Source organism: Clostridium drakei, from assembly GCF_000633595.2.
Classification (GTDB): Bacteria; Bacillota; Clostridia; order Clostridiales; family Clostridiaceae; genus Clostridium_AM; species Clostridium_AM drakei.
In genome coordinates this window covers 1-18916 of sequence record NZ_JIBU02000008.1, presented here as the reverse complement: position 1 = coordinate 18916, position 18916 = coordinate 1, and the positions used below count along the sequence as shown (strand labels likewise).

18 protein-coding genes and 1 riboswitch are annotated in these 18916 nt (G+C 29.1%); of the genes, 6 read left to right on the top strand and 12 right to left on the bottom strand.

What is annotated here, in order from left to right:
* Window positions 1-122: 122 nt before the first annotated feature.
* Window positions 123-1322 (bottom strand): Nramp family divalent metal transporter, encoded by a 1200-nt coding sequence (locus tag EG57_RS0204105; RefSeq protein WP_052037745.1) that lies wholly within the window; start codon window positions 1320-1322, stop codon window positions 123-125.
* Window positions 1323-1363: 41 nt separating this feature from the next.
* Complete coding sequence (locus EG57_RS0204100) at window positions 1364-2626, bottom strand: magnesium transporter (RefSeq protein ID WP_032076015.1); 1263 nt, start codon at window positions 2624-2626, stop codon at window positions 1364-1366.
* Between the two features lie 223 nt (window positions 2627-2849).
* Window positions 2850-3019, bottom strand: a riboswitch (M-box (ykoK) riboswitch).
* A 401-nt stretch (window positions 3020-3420) separates the two neighbouring features.
* On the opposite strand from EG57_RS0204100, the gene EG57_RS0204095 reads away from it, so the two are divergent.
* Window positions 3421-5355 (top strand): YgiQ family radical SAM protein, encoded by a 1935-nt coding sequence (locus EG57_RS0204095; protein ID WP_200880527.1) that lies wholly within the window; start codon window positions 3421-3423, stop codon window positions 5353-5355.
* A gap of 136 nt (window positions 5356-5491) precedes the next feature.
* On the opposite strand, the gene EG57_RS0204090 is transcribed toward EG57_RS0204095, so the two are convergent.
* The 4 genes from EG57_RS0204090 to EG57_RS0204075 all read right to left on the bottom strand — a co-directional run bounded on the left by EG57_RS0204090 (window position 5492) and on the right by EG57_RS0204075 (window position 8513).
* Window positions 5492-6142 carry a hypothetical protein gene (locus EG57_RS0204090; RefSeq protein WP_032076013.1) on the bottom strand — a complete coding sequence of 217 codons (651 nt, stop codon included), beginning with the start codon at window positions 6140-6142 and terminating at the stop codon, window positions 5492-5494.
* 99 nt (window positions 6143-6241) lie between these two features.
* Complete coding sequence (locus EG57_RS0204085) at window positions 6242-7147, bottom strand: YegS/Rv2252/BmrU family lipid kinase (protein ID WP_032076012.1); 906 nt, start codon at window positions 7145-7147, stop codon at window positions 6242-6244.
* Between the two features lie 180 nt (window positions 7148-7327).
* Window positions 7328-7756, bottom strand: coding sequence for a CBS domain-containing protein (locus EG57_RS0204080; protein ID WP_032076011.1), 429 nt, complete (start codon window positions 7754-7756; stop codon window positions 7328-7330).
* 91 nt (window positions 7757-7847) lie between these two features.
* A complete protein-coding gene (locus EG57_RS0204075) occupies window positions 7848-8513 on the bottom strand; it encodes a TVP38/TMEM64 family protein (protein WP_032076010.1) in 666 nt (221 codons plus the stop codon).
* Between the two features lie 185 nt (window positions 8514-8698).
* On the opposite strand from EG57_RS0204075, the gene pssA reads away from it, so the two are divergent.
* Window positions 8699-9220, top strand: coding sequence for a CDP-diacylglycerol--serine O-phosphatidyltransferase (gene pssA / locus EG57_RS0204070; RefSeq protein ID WP_032076009.1), 522 nt, complete (start codon window positions 8699-8701; stop codon window positions 9218-9220).
* Window positions 9221-9232: 12 nt separating this feature from the next.
* On the opposite strand, the gene EG57_RS0204065 is transcribed toward pssA, so the two are convergent.
* The 4 genes from EG57_RS0204065 to EG57_RS0204050 form a co-directional block, all read right to left on the bottom strand.
* Window positions 9233-9775, bottom strand: a complete 543-nt coding sequence (locus EG57_RS0204065; RefSeq protein WP_032076008.1) for a hypothetical protein — start codon at window positions 9773-9775, stop codon at window positions 9233-9235.
* Between the two features lie 409 nt (window positions 9776-10184).
* Window positions 10185-11057: an L-serine ammonia-lyase, iron-sulfur-dependent, subunit alpha gene (gene sdaAA / locus EG57_RS0204060; RefSeq protein WP_032076007.1), complete on the bottom strand. Its 873-nt coding sequence runs from the start codon at window positions 11055-11057 to the stop codon at window positions 10185-10187.
* 4 nt (window positions 11058-11061) lie between these two features.
* Window positions 11062-11742: an L-serine ammonia-lyase, iron-sulfur-dependent subunit beta gene (sdaAB, locus tag EG57_RS0204055; protein WP_032076006.1), complete on the bottom strand. Its 681-nt coding sequence runs from the start codon at window positions 11740-11742 to the stop codon at window positions 11062-11064.
* Window positions 11743-12182: 440 nt separating this feature from the next.
* Window positions 12183-13838: a nucleoside kinase gene (locus tag EG57_RS0204050; RefSeq protein ID WP_032076005.1), complete on the bottom strand. Its 1656-nt coding sequence runs from the start codon at window positions 13836-13838 to the stop codon at window positions 12183-12185.
* 170 nt (window positions 13839-14008) lie between these two features.
* Between EG57_RS0204050 and EG57_RS0204045 the strand changes: the two genes are divergently transcribed.
* The 3 genes from EG57_RS0204045 (at window position 14009) to fba (ending at window position 16203) form a co-directional block, all read left to right on the top strand.
* Complete coding sequence (locus EG57_RS0204045; RefSeq protein ID WP_029159172.1) at window positions 14009-14680, top strand: DUF421 domain-containing protein; 672 nt, start codon at window positions 14009-14011, stop codon at window positions 14678-14680.
* 16 nt (window positions 14681-14696) lie between these two features.
* On the top strand, window positions 14697-15077 hold the full coding sequence (locus tag EG57_RS0204040) for a DUF4363 family protein (protein WP_032076004.1): 381 nt from the start codon (window positions 14697-14699) through the stop codon (window positions 15075-15077).
* Between the two features lie 193 nt (window positions 15078-15270).
* The gene (fba, locus tag EG57_RS0204035) at window positions 15271-16203 is read left to right on the top strand and encodes a class II fructose-1,6-bisphosphate aldolase (RefSeq protein WP_032076003.1); all 933 of its coding nucleotides are present in this window, start codon (window positions 15271-15273) and stop codon (window positions 16201-16203) included.
* A gap of 83 nt (window positions 16204-16286) precedes the next feature.
* Here the strand turns inward: fba and EG57_RS0204030 are convergent, their stop codons facing one another.
* Entirely contained in the window at window positions 16287-16781 is a 495-nt protein-coding gene (locus EG57_RS0204030; protein WP_032076002.1) for a hypothetical protein, read from the bottom strand.
* Window positions 16782-16933: 152 nt separating this feature from the next.
* Between EG57_RS0204030 and EG57_RS0204025 the strand changes: the two genes are divergently transcribed.
* Complete coding sequence (locus EG57_RS0204025; protein ID WP_032076001.1) at window positions 16934-17533, top strand: hypothetical protein; 600 nt, start codon at window positions 16934-16936, stop codon at window positions 17531-17533.
* A gap of 138 nt (window positions 17534-17671) precedes the next feature.
* Here EG57_RS0204025 and EG57_RS0204020 read toward each other — a convergent pair whose 3' ends face one another.
* Window positions 17672-18697, bottom strand: coding sequence for a branched-chain amino acid aminotransferase (locus EG57_RS0204020; protein ID WP_032076000.1), 1026 nt, complete (start codon window positions 18695-18697; stop codon window positions 17672-17674).
* Between the last annotated feature and the right edge of the window lie 219 nt (window positions 18698-18916).

Genomic DNA, 18916 nt, shown 5'->3' with positions numbered 1-18916 from the left:
TCACTCCTTGATTCAGTATAAAGCTACAATTTATGATTTTATAAGTTTAGTTTGCTCACTAAATTATAAAAAATACACTGAACTTTTTTGGAGTTAAATTTGCATAACATTTAAAAACATATCTATATAAAGTTTCCACCAAAAGCCAATATTGTAAGTACTATTATAAGTACTACTGTAGCTTTTGCAATAAAGTTTTGTATTGTACTATTAACATATTTGCCCATTACTTCAGTATCATTTACAAGTTTTATCATAAATATAAGTACCACAGGACATAATACTCCGGCCAACTGCTGAGTTACTAATATTATATTAATCAAGGAAATATTAGGAAGTAAAACTATTACTGCACTTATGACAATCATAAATAAAAATAAACCAAAAAACACAGGTGCTTCCTTTATTTTATTGTCAATACCACTTTCGAATCCAAATGCCTCACATACGGCATAAGCTGTGCATAAAGGTATAACACAACATGCTAAAAACGATGCACCAAAAAGTCCAATGGCAAATAGCATAAATGAATAATTTCCTGCTAATGGTCTTAATGCTGATGCTGCATCCTGCGCACTATCTATACTTATACCTGCTTTAAATAAAGTTTCTGCAGTACATACAGTTATAAAAAGTGCAGTTAATATTGCCCAAATAGTTCCCACATAAACATCCATTTTCTCATATTTATACTCTTTTAAGGATATCCCTTTATCTACTATAGATGATTGTAAATAAAATTGCATATAAGGTGTTATAGTAGTTCCTATCATTCCTATAAGCACTAAAAAATACCCTTTATCAAGCTTAGCCTGTGGTTTTACAATACTTGTTATAACATGCCCCCAGTTAGGTTTCACTAAGAATGCAGTTACAACATATCCCAAAAACGTAAGTGTAAGAATCAAAAATATCTTCTCGGCTTTTGAATAACTTCCTTTAGTTAACATAAACCACATAACTACTGCAAATATTGGAATTGTTATATATTTACTTATATTAAACAACTCTAAACTAGCAGCAATTCCAGCAAAATCACCTATACATACTCCTAAATTTGCAATTATAAGTACGATCATGGCGAAAAAGGCCCATTTTACTCCAAACCTTTCTCTTATTAAATCTGAAAGTCCTTTTCCTGTAACTACAGCCATTCTTGCATTCATTTCTTGAATTACTGCAAGACCTATAGCTATTACAAACATTCCCCAAAGCATGGAGTAACCATAGTGAGCTCCTACTACAGAATAAGTGGCTACTCCACCTGCATCATTTCCTGCATTTGCTGTAATAAGCCCTGGCCCTATTATTCCTAGTATCATTAAAAATTTATTTCTATTTTTCAAATTCAAACACCTTCTCTTTATCCTACCTTTTTAAATCTCTTTCTCCATGTCGGAATTAGTATATCTTCTACTATATCGCTCATTATAACTACACCGCACAGCTTTTCATTACTGTCCACTACAGGTAAAGAGAGAAGATCATATTTCGAACACATTTCTATGGCTTCATCTATGTTTTCATTATCATTTATCTTTACTATACTAGTTAACATTATTTCTCTAAGTCTATTTTTAGGTTCTGACATTATAAGGGCCTTTAATGACACTACTCCTTGAAGTCTTTCTTGCTGATCTGTAATATATATATAATGTGAGACTTCATCCTCTGGATTTGTTTCTCTTAAAAGTTCTATAGTTTCTTCAACAGTTATGTTTATATTAAAATCTATAAAGTCTTTATTCATTATGCTTCCTACAGTTTCATCTTCATATTGCATAAGTATTCTTACTTCATCAGCATCTTCTTTCTCCATAGATAAAAGAATCTTTTCAGCAATTTCCTCATCAACTTCATCTAATATATCTGCAATTTCATCATTTGGCATATTATCTAATACTTCATCTCTCTTAGATTGACTCAAATTTTCAATAATATCGGCTTGAACATCTGGTTCAATTTCTTCTAAAATATCCGCTGCAAGATTTTGATCTAAGCTTTCAAAAACCTTTTTTCTATAATTTATATCCATATCCTCAAAAATATCTGCTAAATCAGCAGGATGGAGTTTTGATAATTTTTTATAGGTAACAGATAACTTTAAATTGTTATTGACCATCTCTAGCGACTCAACATTATCCCAAATAATGAGACTATCTGCTGGTTTTTTATTAAATAACTTATAGCAGCTTTTAACCATATTTTCCACACCAAGTCTTCTACCTAAAGCTAAAACTCCGGTATCTACTGCTACTACTCTAAATTCCCCTGCTATCTCAGCAATTCTTAAATCATTAACTCTTACAAGCTTTTTTCCATTGATATCTACAATTTGTCTATCCAATAGATGCTTAGATAGGAGATATGAATATCTTTGCAATATTATTTCTCTTACACCTTCACCTTTTATTATTATCCTATCATCATCCTCATAAAATGTAATATTTCTGAATTCACAGTTTAAAACTTCTCCATCTTTTTTTATTTTGTAACCTATTGCTCTTGGAAGTCCATCTTCAGTAGTTACATAAATATCACAAAGTTTTCCTATCGAATCGTTAAATTCATCATAAATTTTTTTATGAAGAATTTTGCTTAGAAAGAATGCAGATAACTTTTTCATAAATATTCCTCCTCACTCATATAGAGAGATATTTACGGAAAAGTCATAAGAATTTTAGAAATGAAAATACTAATTTCATTATGATTTTAATATAAATGTCCCTCTATATACAACTATATTTAGTTTTACTTTTGAATTTGACCGACCACTATAAGGGCCACTTTCCATGTATCGCACCACCTTAAAATAAAATAAAGGAGTCCAAAAGACTCCTCCAATAAACTAAAACTTCTTCGTACGAGTTTTAGCACTATATAGCTTTAGACTTTTATTAAGTCCAGCTACATTAAGTAAAACCTTGATTCGGTAATACCTGTTGACCCATTGGCATCTCTCGATGTTTCCGGGCAGTAGCGTATATCTATATAGGAGCCTCACCTAACATAAGTAAACTTATAATTTCATTTTACATTATTAATTATAGTACAAATTTATAAAAATGCAACCATTAAACAGTAAATTTATTTAAATTTGAGTGTTTAATTATTTTAGTTCTCTGTTAATTCGTTTTTCTATGGTTTTTAAAGAATTTTTACTATTTTCTAAAGAATCATAAGGTCATATATACATAATATATCATTACATTATATTATATGCATTGACTTATCCTTAAGTTAATGTGAATTCCATGTAAAATTAATATTTTTCATAAATGAATCATTGAAATATTCACATATAAGAGCTCTATTTATATAAAAGTTAATAGAAGTATTTTCAGTTTCATATTCATATTTTGTTCTGGTTATGCTAATATAGGATTTAGAAAAATTGTAACTGAATGGAGCATTTAAATGATAATAAATAAAGAATTTTTACCTATTAGTAAAGAAGATATGAAAAAACATAATATAGACCAATTAGATTTTATAATAATTACAGGTGATGCTTATGTTGATCACCCTTCTTTTGGCACCGCTATAATATCTAGAGTTTTAGAAAATGAAGGTTTCACTGTTGGAATCATAGCTCAACCTGATTGGAATAATGTCGAAGATTTTAAACGTCTTGGAAAACCTAAGCTTGGGTTTCTTGTAAACTCTGGTAATATAGACTCAATGGTAAATCATTATACCGCTTCAAAGAAAAAGCGTCATGATGACTTATATTCTCCAGGTGGAAAAAGTGGTCACAGACCTGATAGAGCTCTCATTGTATATTGTAACAGAGCTAGAGAAGCTTATAAAAATGTACCAATTATGATTGGTGGTATCGAGGCAAGCTTAAGAAGATTTGCTCATTATGATTACTGGGATAATAAAGTTAGAAGAAGTATATTAGTTGATTCTAAAGCAGATCTTTTAATGTATGGAATGGGTGAAAAGACCGTAGTTCAAATAGCTAACCTTCTTAAATATGGTATGGAAATTAATAAGCTTACAAATGTAAGAGGAACATTATATTCATGCAGAGAAATTGATAATTTAAAAGATTTTATAGAACTTCCTTCTTTTGAGAAAGTGTCTGATGATAAAAAAAGCTATGCAGAAGCTTATAAAACAGAATACTATGAACAGGATGCTATAATTGGAAAAACCTTAATTCAACAGCATGGTGATCATTACATTGTTCAAAATCCTCCTCAATTTACTTTAACTGAAGAGGAGATGGATATAGTATATAATCTTCCTTATACTAGAACATATCACCCTATATATGAGTCTGAAGGTGGTATTCCTGCTATAAAAGAAGTTAAGTTTTCTATTACTAGTCATAGAGGTTGTTTTGGAGCTTGTTCCTTCTGTGCTCTTACTTTTCATCAAGGAAGGACTATTCAAGCTAGAAGTGAAAACTCTATTTTAGATGAAGCAAAACTTTTAACTACATTAAATGATTTTAAAGGCTATATACATGATGTAGGTGGACCTACTGCAAACTTTAGACATAAAGCATGTAAAGCTCAAGAAACTCGCGGAGTTTGTAAAAATAGATTATGTCTTTCACCTAATCCTTGTAAAAATCTAATAGTTGATCATAGAGAATATTTAAATCTTTTAAAACAAATGAGACAAATTCCTGGTATAAAAAAAGTTTTTATACGTTCTGGAATAAGATATGATTATCTTATTTATGACAAAAATACTGATTTTTTTGAAGAGCTTTGCAAACATCACATAAGTGGTCAACTTAAGGTAGCACCAGAACATATAAGCGATAAAGTTCTTAAGCAAATGGGAAAGCCTAGCAGTAAAGTATATGATAGGTTTTCGAAAAAATATTTTGAAATAAATAAAAAATTAAATAAAAAACAATATTTAGTGCCTTATCTTATGTCTAGCCATCCTGGTAGTGATTTAAATGCTGCCATAGAATTAGCTTTATATATTAAAAATATGGGATATATTCCTGAACAAGTTCAAGATTTTTATCCTACTCCAGGAAGTCTATCAACTACAATGTATTATACTGGAATTAACCCTTTAACCAATGAAAAAGTTTATATTCCTAAGGAACAAAAGGAGAAAAATATGCAGCGAGCTTTGCTTCAATTTTCTGTTCCTGAAAACTATAACCTTGTAAAAGAAGCTTTAATTAAGGCTCATCGTGAAGATTTAATAGGAAATGGTTCCAATTGTCTTATTCACGAAACAGCACCTAAAAGGAGAACTTTTCATAATAATTCATCTACTACAGCTAAATCAAAAAATGAAAGTTCTCATAAACATAAAAATAAAATTGGAAATTTAAATGGAGCATCCAAAAAATCATTTAAAAATAAGTTAAAAAAATAAACTGATGTTATTCCAGCTTTCATCTTTTAAGCACATTGCGATGCAACTTTTTTAGAGGACAGAGGACAATTGACAGAGGATATTGACTGTCCTCTGTCCTCTGTCAATTGTCCTCTAAAAAATGCTTCGCATTTTTTCAAGCTTTCTTTTTTACCCTATTTAAAGCATACATTAGCGCTATTATCCATAACATATCTCCTATAATATTCTCTGTAATCAAAACAATTCCAGTTATCCATACTATATATTCTATTATAGTTACAATTGAAGCTAAAATCACTATACTCATCCCTATTCTATTTGTATAAGTTTTATTAATAAGACTTATAGCTAAAAAAAATGTTATAGTATTTATTCCAATATACACCCAATATATATAAGTATCTTGAGAAAATACCATAGTATAACCAATATTATTAGAATTTTGAAGAAAGCATGTACATTTTAACATTATAGCAATATACAATGCTATTATCACTCCTGCTATTATAAAAATATAAGAAAAATTTATAATATGACCCTTCATAAATATATATAGTACAATCAAAATTATTAAGGGAACACCAATTAGATTCATAAAAAATAAAGGTTTTAGCAAATAAAGATATTTTATGTTACTAACCAAAAATAATATTAAAAGTACAGCATATCTTAAACTCATAACCAGTATGGTAATTAATGCTATTGTCTTAACTTTTTTAGGCGAATACAAATCTAAATAAAAGCATTTAAATAAAAGCATTATTGTAATAAGTAGCAAAGAAATATAGATATAGAATTTTAACATACTACCTCCTAATACATTACTACTATCTTATATTTATTATAAAATTCAAATTTATATTACTAAAAAATGCTTTTAAATTAAATATATGATTCCATATACTTAACTTAAAAGCATCTTCTCAGGTATATTTATACCTAAAATTTCTATTCCACCTTTTATACATTCTATAACTAATGGGAAATCCGGTCCTCTCTCTCCATCTATATCTGTTACTATATTTTCATGACATTCTATCTCTATTCTATTAGATTTAAAATATACAAGTCCTTCTGTACCTTCTAAATGTTCACCTTTAAACATTTTTATAAAAAGTGATATCATATCCTTTATCATTCCTGCTTTTATTATTATTACATCTAACATTCCATCGTCAACCTCTGCTTTATATGCAAACTTTAAATTTCCAGCAGTCTGTCCGTTAAATACTAACATCAAGTACATATAATCATCAAATACATCATTTTCAGATGATACTCTTATTTTAAGTTTTCTAAGACTAGGCAATTGTTCTAATGCTTTAATATAATAAGCAAGCTTTCCTATTGTATTTTTTAAGTTCACATCTGTTCTTTGTGATACATCTGTAAAAAGTCCTGTACTTGCCACATTCAAAAAATATTTATCATTTATTTTTCCTAAATCTAACTTTCTAGGTTTACTATTCAATATTTGTTCACAAGCTTCTTCTATATCTTCAGGAATTCCAATAAATTTTGCGAAATCATTAGCAGTACCTACTGGAAGTATTGCTATAGGAATATCAAGGTCTAGATTTTTCATGTGATTCACAGCTTCATCAATTGTTCCATCTCCACCAGCTATTAAAATATATTCATAAGTTTTATCTATACCTTCAAAGGCTTCGCTTATACTATATTCAAAACTAATTCTAAAAGGTACAACTTCATATCCATATTTTTGATGCACTCTTATAACCTTGTCAATACCACTTATTATAGTATTTTCTCCAGAATACGGATTATATATAAACCTTACTTTCTTCATACAAAAACTCTCCTATTTTTAATAAACCTTATTACTTAAAGTAATATTAAAATTATAAAATATAATACATTCATTAAAAAATTCTAATTTTATGATTACCTACTATATTATAACACCTTATACAACAAATCCACAAGATTATGAAAGAATCTTGTGGATTTATTCATAAATTATTAAATTTTAAATTTCTGGTGCAGTCTGTTCAGAAATATTACTAAGTGCTTCTTCTGCTTTTTCTTGAAGATTAGGCTCAACAGCTATGTCTCCTAAGGATACTAATCCAACTAGATTATTAGATTCCATTATAGGCAATCTTCTTATTTGTCTTTCACTCATAATTCTAGATGCATCTTCAATATCCATACCAGGATCACCTACAACTGGATTTGATGACATGATTTCTCTAACTGTTTGCTTTTGAGAATTCTGTCCTTCAGCTGAAGATCTTACAGCTATATCCCTATCTGTAACTATTCCTATAACTTTGTCTCCATTACATACAGGAATTGCTCCTATATTATGTTTTTTCATAAGTTGTGCCGCTCTTTCAACATTATCTTCGGCATTTAAGCTAACAACACATTTAGTCATAATATCTTGAACTTTCATAAAAAACACCTCTCTTCAAAATTTACACTGTAAAACTATTGTGTCCCTATATTTCCTTGAATATAAGCGTAAATTTATAGAAAAAATGCTTTTATAAACTTTTTGTCTTTTTCGACGACTTGTATATGCCTAACGCAATTACTGCTACAACTACTATGAATATTATTGGAATAAAAAACTTAATTGAAAAAGGGTGTTCCAAACTCTTCCCTATAAATGAATAAGAAACCATTTCTGGAAAAACACCTATCATAGTTCCTATAATAAAACTTCTATATTTCATTTTAGTAAGTCCTGCTGCATAGCTTAATGGATCATATGGAAATATGAATGACAACCTCATTATGCACATTATTTCAGTTCCATGTTTTTCAATACTCGAATCTAATTTCATAGCTTTACCTTTTAAAAGTTTATCTACAAAAGATCTACCTAAAAATCTTGCTAGAAAAAATGCTAAAGTACCTGATGTAAAACAACCTATCATACTAAGCAAAAGTGCTTTATAAGGTCCAAAAACACTTCCTGCTACAATGGATAAAAGTGAAACTGGAACTATTAAAGCTACAGGTTTTAAGGAATATAGTAGTACAAAAGCTATAGAAGCAAATTTACCATAACTTAAAATATAATGTCTAACATGTTTTATCCTTAAGTGAGTCAATCTTTTTCCATACTTCATCATGAAATACACAAATACAATGATCAATAGTGCTCCAATGAAATACTGCAGTATCTTTTTTTTATTTTCTTTCATTAAGATCCTCAACTCTCTACTTTTAATTCTTTTGTAAGTCTATTTTAACAAAAAATTTATAATTTTTCCACCAAAAATCTCAAATATGCACTTAAATATTTTACAAAAATGAGTTATAATAGTTCTAATACGTAATTTGATTTTATGTTCAATTTAACATTATTATAATATTAGGAGTGATTATAATGGCTAAAATAGCTAAAAGTGCAGTACCTAACATTTTTACATTTGCAAACTTAGGTTGCGGTGTAATGTCCCTAATGATGACTTTCCAAGAAAATTACAAATGGGCTGGTATTTTTGTACTACTTGCATGTCTAGCTGATAGATATGACGGAAGAGTAGCAAGATTTTTAAATGTATCTAGTACTTTGGGAAAAGAATTAGATTCTCTTGCAGACTTAGTTTCTTTTGGAGTAGCACCTTCTATCCTTGCATTTAACCTTTATGGTTTAACTAATTTCGGACTTTTAGGATATTCTTTAGTATTACTATTACCTATAGCTGGTGCTTATAGACTTGCTAGATTTAACGTTACTGAATTTGATGGAGAATTTTTCGGTATACCAATAACTTTTGCAGGTATGTTTATGGCTATTTATTGTTTAATTACAATGAATTTTTTAGCACCGGTACAAGTTACAGTTATATTGATAATAGCTTTATCTTACCTTATGGTATGTAAACACAGATTTAAGAAATTTTAAGAGGTGTGGTTTTCACACCTCTTTTCCATTATCATCATTTGAGTTATCATCATTTGCATTATCACTAGAATCCTTTTCGCTGCTACCACTATCTTTTTTGTTATCTTGGGTATCTTTTACGTTACTACTAACATCCTTTGCATTATTAGAATCATCTTTCTCCTCATTAAAAACATCTCTTTCATCACTAACAGTATCCTCTTTACTATTTGGAGTATCACCTTGGGAATTTTGTAATTTTAATTCATTATCAATTTCCGTTTGTATATATTGAACTTGCATTCTGGACTGCATTACTTGTGATCTTACATTGCAAAAATCCATATACCCACAACTTGTCTTTTCTAACATACATATAACTTCATTTATCACTTTTAAAAGATCATTAGACGTTTTTATAGCGTTTCTTACATCCTTCTTATGTGCTAATGCTATGCCATTTAGTTCTCCTGCTCCCCCTACTATAAGCCTGTATGAATTGACCAATTTCGCCAAAAAATCAGACAAGTTATTTATATCATTATAATAATCTTCCATAACTTTTCTACATGTCATAAATACTCCACCACGTAAAATTTGATACCAATACTAATATATTTAACTTTAACTAAATTAATTCAAACTATTGAAATTTAACCAAACTTTCTTACATAGAAAATTTTCACTTAATATAAGCATAATGCGACGCAACTTTTTTAAGAGGACAATTGACAGAGGACAGAGTACAGTGAAGGTTGATTTTTTGCTAACGCAAAAGAATCTTTAAATTTATATAAATCAGCAATGTTTCGCTTTAGCGAAACGAGCCATCAAAAATTTAATTGAAGATTTTTCGTAGTGTAGCGGAGAAAAACCATCCTTCATTGTCCTCTGTCAATTGTCCTCTGTCCTCTTAAAAATATTGCATCGCATTATTTTTATAATACAAAAGTTTAAGTTTTAATATCTATAAAAAATATACTTCTTATTCTCCAAGTACTTGTTTTTTCAACTTTAAGCCTGTTTCTGTAATTGCTAATCCTCCAAGCGCTGTTTCTCTTAATTCACAAGGAAGCTGTTTTCCAACCTTGTACATAGCTGATACTGTATCATCAAAAGGTATTTTACTGCAAACTCCACCCATGACCATATCTGCTGTAGTTAACGCACTAACTGTACCTGAAGCATTTCTTTTTGCACAAGGTACTTCTACTAGTCCAGCTATAGGGTCACAGACTAATCCCAATATATTTTTTATTACTATAGCTGCTGCATTTAATGCTTGTTCTGGAGTTCCACCCATCATTTCTACTACTGCTGCTGAAGCCATAGCTGCTGCTGATCCACATTCTGCTTGACATCCACCTTCTGCGCCTGCCATAGTAGCATTTTTAGCTATTATTATGCCTATGCCTGTAGCTGTAAATAAGGCTTTAACTAATTCATCTTCTGTTTTATTTAATTTTTCTCCAGCACTTATTATAGTTGCTGGCATTATTCCACAAGAACCTGCTGTAGGTGCTGCTACTATTTTTCCCATAGCTGCGTTTACCTCTGAACAGGAAAGAGCTCTTGCCATTGCCTTAACCATAAAGTCCCCTGTCAACGTTTTCCCGGACTGCGAATAATCATTTAATTTATAAGCATCTCCACCTATAAGACCACTTACTGATATTACTTTATTTTTCAATCCATATTCTGCTGAATTTTGCATTACAACTAAATTTTTTCTCATTTTTTCAAAAACTTCTTCAACAGTAAGATTTGTTTCTTTTGCTTCTTCCTTAAGAGTATATTCCCATATACTTAATTTTTTCTCTTTACATACTTTTATAAGTTCATGTCCATAATTAACCATAGTTCTATTTATCCTCCTTTATAGGATTTATAGCTCTTGCATTTTTTATATTAGGTATTTTTCTTATTTCATCTATTAACTCTTGAGATATAAAATCATCTACTTCAAATACCATTGCTGCAGCTGATCCCTTTCCACTTCTGTAAACTCTCATAAAAGCAATATTTATTCTGTAATAATATAATACAGCACTTACTCTAGCAACCATTCCTGGTAAATCTATATGATTTATTAATATAGTAGGATATGCTCCTGTAAATTCTATATTTTCTCCATCTATTCCTGTTATTATTATATTTCCTCCACCTATTGATGAACCTATTACCTCTACTACCTTATTATCAGTTTTTGTTATTTCAAATTTAACTGTATTAGGATGTACATCACCAAGGTCTGTTGGTATGAATTCTATTTCTATACCTTTTTCTTTTGCTTTATCCATAGAAGTTTTTAATCCTTCATCCCATGGATTCATTCCTAATATTCCTGCCACTAAAGCTTTATCAGTACCATGTCCTTTATACGTGCTTGCAAAAGATCCATGCAGGAAAAATTTTACTTTCTTTATTTTGCCATCGGCTATAGTCTTTGCAACCTTTCCTAATCTTGCTGCTCCTGCAGTATGAGAACTTGATGGCCCTATCATTATAGGTCCTAAAATATCAAAAGCACTGTATTCTCTCATTTTATAGCACAACCTTCCATTTAATTATTTCTATAAAATCATAAAACTGAATATAATAATAAATTTATCACAACAATAAAAGTTTATTACAGTAATAATAAATCTATCACGGTAATAATAAATTTATCACAACTTAATTATACAATAACTTTCATTTTTTTTATATATTTTTTGAAAGTTTTTTTGTATAAATTAATAAAATTTAAATGGAAAAATTCTTTATTGATTTATTAAATCTTGATCATTGAATTAAATTATTCTATTTTTACCATATTTATATAAATTTTAAGATTTGCTGTACATAAAAAAGAGAACTCTGATAAAGTTCTCTTCTCATATGCTAAAACAGCAAAATTTTAACTTTATAATAAGCAAATTGCGACGGAAAATTAATTTACAGTTGAACAATGGAAACTTGAGTTTGTTATTAGACTTTCATATTAATATTTATAAAAACAACTTCCACCTATAAATTCCCTTAGTATAGAGTTGTCTGGTACTAATTCCATGTCTACACTTTTAAAAAAGTGAAGAAAACTTTTTAATCTTAAAGCTTCATAATAAACAGGACTTTGAGAACTTATCTTTTCCAGTTCTTTTAACGCATACTGCTTCAAAACACATAGCTCATAAACTAAAGTAGAATTAAACATAACATCTGCATTCTCTTGAAATACAAATATATTTTTTTCTTCTCCTCGTTTTATTGAAGGCCACATTTTTAAAGTATCTTCTCCACCATATCCTCTTGAAAGATAATCTCTTACTATTCTTCTTATAATTCTCACATCTGTAGTTGCTATTCTATTATGATTGTCTACATTTAATTGTGTAAGTGCACTTATATATATCTTAAATTTGCTTTCTTTTGGTATAACATTAGTAAGCATTTCATTTAACCCATGTATTCCCTCTATTATCAGTACTCCATTACTAGGAAGTTTAATTTTTTGATTTGTCCATTCTCTACTTCCTGTTTTAAAATTAAAAGAAGGTATCTCTATTTCTTCATAATTAAGCAACTGCTCTAGATTCTTATTAAACAACTTTAAATCTAAGGCATATATGGACTCAAAATCATACTCTCCATTACCATCTTTAGGGGTATGCTCCCTGTCCACAAAATAATCATCTAGTGATATAGGAATTGGCATAAGCCCATTAACTCTAAGTTGTATTCCAAGCCTTCTAGCAAATGTAGTTTTACCAGAAGATGATGGTCCTGCTATTAATACTATTTTTACATTTTTTCTCTCACTTATCATATCTGCTATATAAGCTATCTTTTTTTCATGAAGCGCTTCTGCTACTCTTATTATATCTATAATTTCATTGTCTTCAACTTTATCATTTAACGATCCAACATCTCCTACATCCAATATATTTCCCCATTGCTCTGTTTCACGAAATATTTTACTTAACTTTTTATATTCTGCTGATCTAGGTATATTAAAAGGATCTGTCTCTATTGGATACTTAAGTAGAAAACCTGGTTCATAATATTCTAGATCAAATAAATTTATTATACCTGTGGAATAAGCCATGGACCCATAAAAGTAGTCATATCTTCCATCTAGTTCATAAAGTTTAACAGTAGCTGTATTTACATGATTAAGCAACCTTACCTTATCTTCCATTTTATACATAGAAAATATTTCTATAGCCTTTTTTCTATCCATACTTACCTTTTTTATCTCAATATTTTTTTGTATTATTTCATTCATTCTTATCTTTATTTTATGAATATCTTCTTCTGTTAGTGGGGTATCTTTATGGATTTCTCCAAATAAACCTTTACTCAAAGAATGCTCTATAGTTATTTGAGCTTCAGGAAATAAATCAAAAACAGATTTAATAAGAATAAACTGCAAAGTTCTTATAAAGGTTTTACTTCCTAGTTTATCAGTGATATTTACAACTTCTATTTCTGAATTTTCTTCTATGGTAGATGTGAGCTCATAATATTCTCCGCTTATTTTCCCAAGTACTATAGGAATTTTTTCTTCATAACCACTTTTTTTAATTGCATCATATAAAGTTGTTCCTTTTTCTATAGATAATTCTTTATCATTTATTTTAACTTTTAACTTAGACATATTCCATGCCCCCCATTTTTTTTGTGTACTATTATTATACGTCATTTTACTAAAAATGTTCAAATTCAGTTATATTTTTTTATATTATACAGAAAATATATTACAGGATCAAAAAAATTAAATTTTAACTTTAAAATTTAATAAAATCTAACTCTAACGGAGGTATTTAAATGTTTACTGTACTTATCAGAACAGCTATATTGTATTTTTTGGTTATTATATCTATGCGTTTAATGGGTAAAAAGCAAATAGGAGAATTGCAGCCTTTTGAACTTGCTATTACTATAATGATTTCTGAATTAGCTTCTTTTCCTATGCAAGATACTAGAATCCCAATTATACATGGAGTTATAGCAATTATTACACTATTGTTAATTCAAACAATTTTATCTGTATTCGAACTTAAAAGTGAAAAAATTAGGCTTCTTCTAAATGGCAAACCAAGTATCTTAATCAATAATGGAAAAATAGATATTAAGGAGTTACGACGTCAACAATTTAATATAAATGATCTAATGGAAGAGCTTAGACTTCAAGGTTATTTTAACTTGGATGATATACACTTTGCCATTCTTGAAACTAGCGGTCAATTATCTATTATACCTAAAACTAACCTTGCCCCTGCTACCAAAGGTGATTTAAAGGTACCATTTAAGCAAGATACAATTCCTGTTACTTTAATTTTAGATGGAAGCATAAATCATGATAATTTAAAAATACTAAATAAAGATGAAAACTGGCTTAATGAGAAACTAAAGAGATTTAATATAGATTCCCCTAAAGAAGTTTTTATAGCTCTTATAGACTCTCAAGGTAGTTTTTATTATCAAAAAAAGGTATAAAAAGGGATGTGTTTAAATGCGGAATTTATTTGCTGCTTTAGTAATTTTTATTTCTATGTTTTTATCATTAGTATTTTCTATAAATTATTTAAATCAAACTTGTAGTAAATTAGATACTCTTAACATACAAATAGAAAAATCTATAGAATCTAACTCTTGGGATGAAGCTTATAACAAATCCTTAAAGCTCTTAGATAACTGGGATAATTGTACTCGTAAAATTTCTATTTTTGTAAACCATGCAGAGATAGACAATATTAACAATGAAATATGGAAACTTACCCAATATACTAAATGCCATACAAAAGATGAAGCTTTAGCTTCTAACCACGTAATAAAATTTTTGCTCAAACATATACTTAACATGGAAAAAGTAAATATACAAAATATATTTTAAAAATCTCACAAAATAATTTATAATTAAACTATGGCAAATACAAACTCAATGAATTATAATGTATACATAGCAAATAAGTCCCGCCGGGTCTTGATTTGTCCCTATTCATTGAATGTTTAGCTATTAAAGAATATGAATGTTTTCTCATTCATATATCATTAAAATATTAAAAGTTTGGAAGGTGGAATACAAAATGGCATTAGTTACTACTAAGGAAATGTTCAAAAAAGCTTATGAAGGCAAATATGCAATAGGTGCTTTCAACATTAACAATATGGAAATAATTCAAGGTGTTGTCAAAGGCGCAAAAGCTAAAAACTCAGCAGTTATTCTTCAATGCTCTGCAGGAGCAATAAAATATGCTGGTGCAAAATATTTAAAAGCTATGGTAGATGCTGCTATAGAAGAGACTGGAATCGATATTGCTTTACATCTAGATCATGGTCCAGATTTTAAAACTGTAAAAGAAGTTATTGATGCTGGATTTACTTCAGTTATGTTTGACGGTTCACACTATGAATATGAAGAAAATGTAGCCAAAACAAAAGAAGTTGTTGACTACGCACATTCTAAAGGTGTTGTTGTAGAAGCTGAACTTGGAGTTCTAGCAGGCGTAGAAGATGATGTCGTTGCTGCTGAACATATATATACTGATCCAGATCAAGCTGTAGATTTTGTTAATAGAACAGGTGTTGATTCTTTAGCTATAGCTATTGGAACTTCACATGGTGCTTTCAAATTTCCACTAGATTTTAAACCTAAACTAAGATTTGATATATTAGAAAAAATACAAGAAAAATTACCAGGTTTCCCAATAGTTCTTCATGGAGCTTCAGCTGTTGACCCAGAAGCTGTTGCAACTTGTAATAAATACGGCGGAAATATAGCTGGTGCCAAAGGTATTCCTGTAGATATGCTTAGAAAAGCATCTTCTATGGCTGTATGTAAAATTAATATGGACACTGATTTAAGACTAGCAATGACTGCCGCTATAAGAAAAACTTTTGGAGATAATCCAAAGGAATTCGATCCAAGAAAATATTGTGGAGCTGGAAGAGATTATATTCAAAAAGTTGTTGAAAACAAAATTTCTGATGTACTTGGTTCAGCTGATTCTTTAAAATAATACTGAAAAATTCCTTAAAGAAAGATTTAATTCTTCTTTAAGGAATTTTTATTTGCAAAATATAATCATACTATGAAAATTTACTAATTCTTTTTAACACAATTGGGATTATGCTTATAACATAAATCTATAAACTTATTATCTGGTACAAATCTTACTTGAATTCTTTCCTCATTGTGTTTCAAGACTGCTGAATAGATTAATTCTCTAGAAGTAGATGGATAAAGCTTCATCTTCTTTTTAGGCAAATTATTAATAGAATTTAAATGCTTACTATTTTGTGCTGCTAAAATTTCTATATCCTTTATATTAAAATTTATACACTTTTTTCTGTTAACCTTGCCAATTATTTTATGTATACTTATTTCTTCTTTATCAAATTCATATTCATATTCAACATATAAATACCTTTTAAAATATGCGGTTCCAAAGGATACTACTACTAATACCACTGCTGGAATCATTTGATATGTCACAACCATAATTAATGCTAATATAAGTCCTACAACTGTAACTGATGATAAAGATTTATATTGAACTGTTTTATAAGTAGCAACCAATTGCTTATAATTATTCATCTATTCTCCTCCCCTAAACATTACATAATAATTCCCTGTTATTATTGTATCACAATTTATTCAATGATATTTGATAAATTATCATTGAATATTGTATAATAAATTTACTTAAATATCTAAACTACACCACATATTTTAGGGAGTGAGTTAAAATGGATATAGAATTACTAAGTGTACCTCAGATGATCCTAATTGGTTCATCAAGCCGCAACAGTGGTAAAACTGCTATTGCTACAGAACTAATTAAACAATTAAAAAATAGATTTACCATTATCGGATTAAAAATAACTACCATACAACAAAAAAATAGTAAATGTCCCAGAGGCGGAGAAGGTTGTGGAACTTGTTCTAATATGAAGGGAAGCTTTGAATTATTGGAAGAAACAAACATAAATGCTAACAAAGATACTTCTCTTTTACTATCGTCAGGTGCCAAAAAAGTCTATTGGTTGAAATGTTTAAAATCACATATTAAACCTGCTATTGAAGAATTTATATTACAAGTCCCTGTGAATACCTTAATAATCTGTGAATCTAATAGCTTGCGTACCGTTGTTAACCCTGGAATCTTTATAATGATGAAAAACTCACAAAACAATATTGTAAAAAAATCTGCAAGTGAAGTAATACATAATGCTGATATTATTATCGAAAATGATTTTAAAGACAGTATTAATTCCATAACTGAAAAAATACTAAAAGAGATTTTACAAAATGACATTAGTTCTAATTTTTTATCTTCTAATACTTAGAAGTATCCCCTTTAAGAAAACTCTACCTGAGTTTAAGAATCACTTAATAGTACATTGAGTCATATTTTGATGATACTTTAATATCTTTTACTAAAATATTAAAGCATCATCAAAGTATGGCTCAAATATTATTTAGTATTATTTAACTTCTACAATCCAGCCTTCTGGAGCTTCTATATCCCCAAATTGAATTCCATAAAGCGTATTATAAAACTTTTTAGTTACAGGCCCTACTTCTTTTTCACTATGAAATACATGCAAATCCCCTTTATATTCTATTCCACCAATTGGAGTTATCACTGCTGCAGTTCCACAAGCACCCGCTTCTTTAAATTCATCTAAGTTATCAATCAAAACATCTCTTTCTTCTACTTCCATTTTTAAATATTCTTTTGCTATCTGCAATAATGAATACTTAGTTATACTTGGAAGTATGGATGGAGATTTTGGAGTAATAAATTTATTATCCTTTGTTATTCCAAAGAAATTAGCAGCTCCAACTTCTTCTATCTTAGTATGAGTTGCTGGATCAAGATAAACACAATCTGCAAAACCTTTTTTCACTGCTAATTCATGTGGATAAAGACTACCAGCATAATTACCTCCAACTTTTGCTGCACCTGTACCATAGGGTGCAGCTCTATCATATTCTGATACATTAAAGTTTACAGGAATCATTCCTCCTTTAAAATAAGGTCCTACAGGTATACAAAACACAGAAAATATAAATTCTGAGGCTGGTTTAACACCAATATTATCTCCTACCCCTATTACAAAAGGTCTAAGATAAAGAGTTGCACCAGTTTCATATGGTGGTACATACTGTTCATTTGCCTTAACAACTTTAATACATGCATCTATAAATTTTTCTACAGATACCTCAGGCATTAAAATACGCCTACAACTATCTTGCATACGTTTTGCATTCTTATCTGGTCTAAATAACTGTATCCTCCCATTTTTTGTACGATAGGCCTTTAATCCTTCAAAACACTGCTGTCCATAATGAAGAGCCGTAGAAGATTCACTTATACTAAGCATATTATCTTGAACTAACTGTCCATCATCCCATTTTCCATCCTTCCATCTTGATATATATCGTAAATCTGTTTTAATATAATTAAATCCCAAGCTTCCCCAATCAATATTTGCTTCTTTACTCATTAAAACACCTCCAAATAGAAATAATAAGTGTGTAAAAATCCTCTACTATTATTCCTCAATATTATATAAATATTTAAATTTTTAATAATTTCAACATTTATATAAATACCTTTACACATATAATAAAATTTTATGTTATAATTCAAATTAAAAGTATTATTTTAGATGATTGCAGAATTGAAAGTTGAAAAATGTGGATAACTTTTGGAGCTTTGCTCA

Bases quoted from the DNA above. Each gene is read 5' to 3' on its own strand.
- EG57_RS0204065 (WP_032076008.1), bottom strand. From the start codon at position 9,775: ATGACATGTAGAAAAGTTATGGAAGATTATTATAATGATATAAATAAC.
- EG57_RS0204040 (WP_032076004.1), top strand. From the start codon at position 14,697: ATGCGGAATTTATTTGCTGCTTTAGTAATTTTTATTTCTATGTTTTTA.
- EG57_RS0204105 (WP_052037745.1), bottom strand. From the start codon at position 1,322: ATGATACTAGGAATAATAGGGCCAGGGCTTATTACAGCAAATGCAGGA.
- EG57_RS0204020 (WP_032076000.1), bottom strand. From the start codon at position 18,697: ATGAGTAAAGAAGCAAATATTGATTGGGGAAGCTTGGGATTTAATTAT.
- EG57_RS0204090 (WP_032076013.1), bottom strand. From the start codon at position 6,142: ATGTTAAAATTCTATATCTATATTTCTTTGCTACTTATTACAATAATG.
- EG57_RS0204030 (WP_032076002.1), bottom strand. From the start codon at position 16,781: ATGAATAATTATAAGCAATTGGTTGCTACTTATAAAACAGTTCAATAT.
- sdaAA (WP_032076007.1), bottom strand. From the start codon at position 11,057: ATGGTTAATTATGGACATGAACTTATAAAAGTATGTAAAGAGAAAAAA.
- fba (WP_032076003.1), top strand. From the start codon at position 15,271: ATGGCATTAGTTACTACTAAGGAAATGTTCAAAAAAGCTTATGAAGGC.
- EG57_RS0204045 (WP_029159172.1), top strand. From the start codon at position 14,009: ATGTTTACTGTACTTATCAGAACAGCTATATTGTATTTTTTGGTTATT.
- EG57_RS0204025 (WP_032076001.1), top strand. From the start codon at position 16,934: ATGGATATAGAATTACTAAGTGTACCTCAGATGATCCTAATTGGTTCA.
- EG57_RS0204075 (WP_032076010.1), bottom strand. From the start codon at position 8,513: ATGAAAGAAAATAAAAAAAAGATACTGCAGTATTTCATTGGAGCACTA.
- pssA (WP_032076009.1), top strand. From the start codon at position 8,699: ATGGCTAAAATAGCTAAAAGTGCAGTACCTAACATTTTTACATTTGCA.
- sdaAB (WP_032076006.1), bottom strand. From the start codon at position 11,742: ATGAGAGAATACAGTGCTTTTGATATTTTAGGACCTATAATGATAGGG.
- EG57_RS0204100 (WP_032076015.1), bottom strand. From the start codon at position 2,626: ATGAAAAAGTTATCTGCATTCTTTCTAAGCAAAATTCTTCATAAAAAA.
- EG57_RS0204085 (WP_032076012.1), bottom strand. From the start codon at position 7,147: ATGAAGAAAGTAAGGTTTATATATAATCCGTATTCTGGAGAAAATACT.
- EG57_RS0204080 (WP_032076011.1), bottom strand. From the start codon at position 7,756: ATGAAAGTTCAAGATATTATGACTAAATGTGTTGTTAGCTTAAATGCC.
- EG57_RS0204050 (WP_032076005.1), bottom strand. From the start codon at position 13,838: ATGTCTAAGTTAAAAGTTAAAATAAATGATAAAGAATTATCTATAGAA.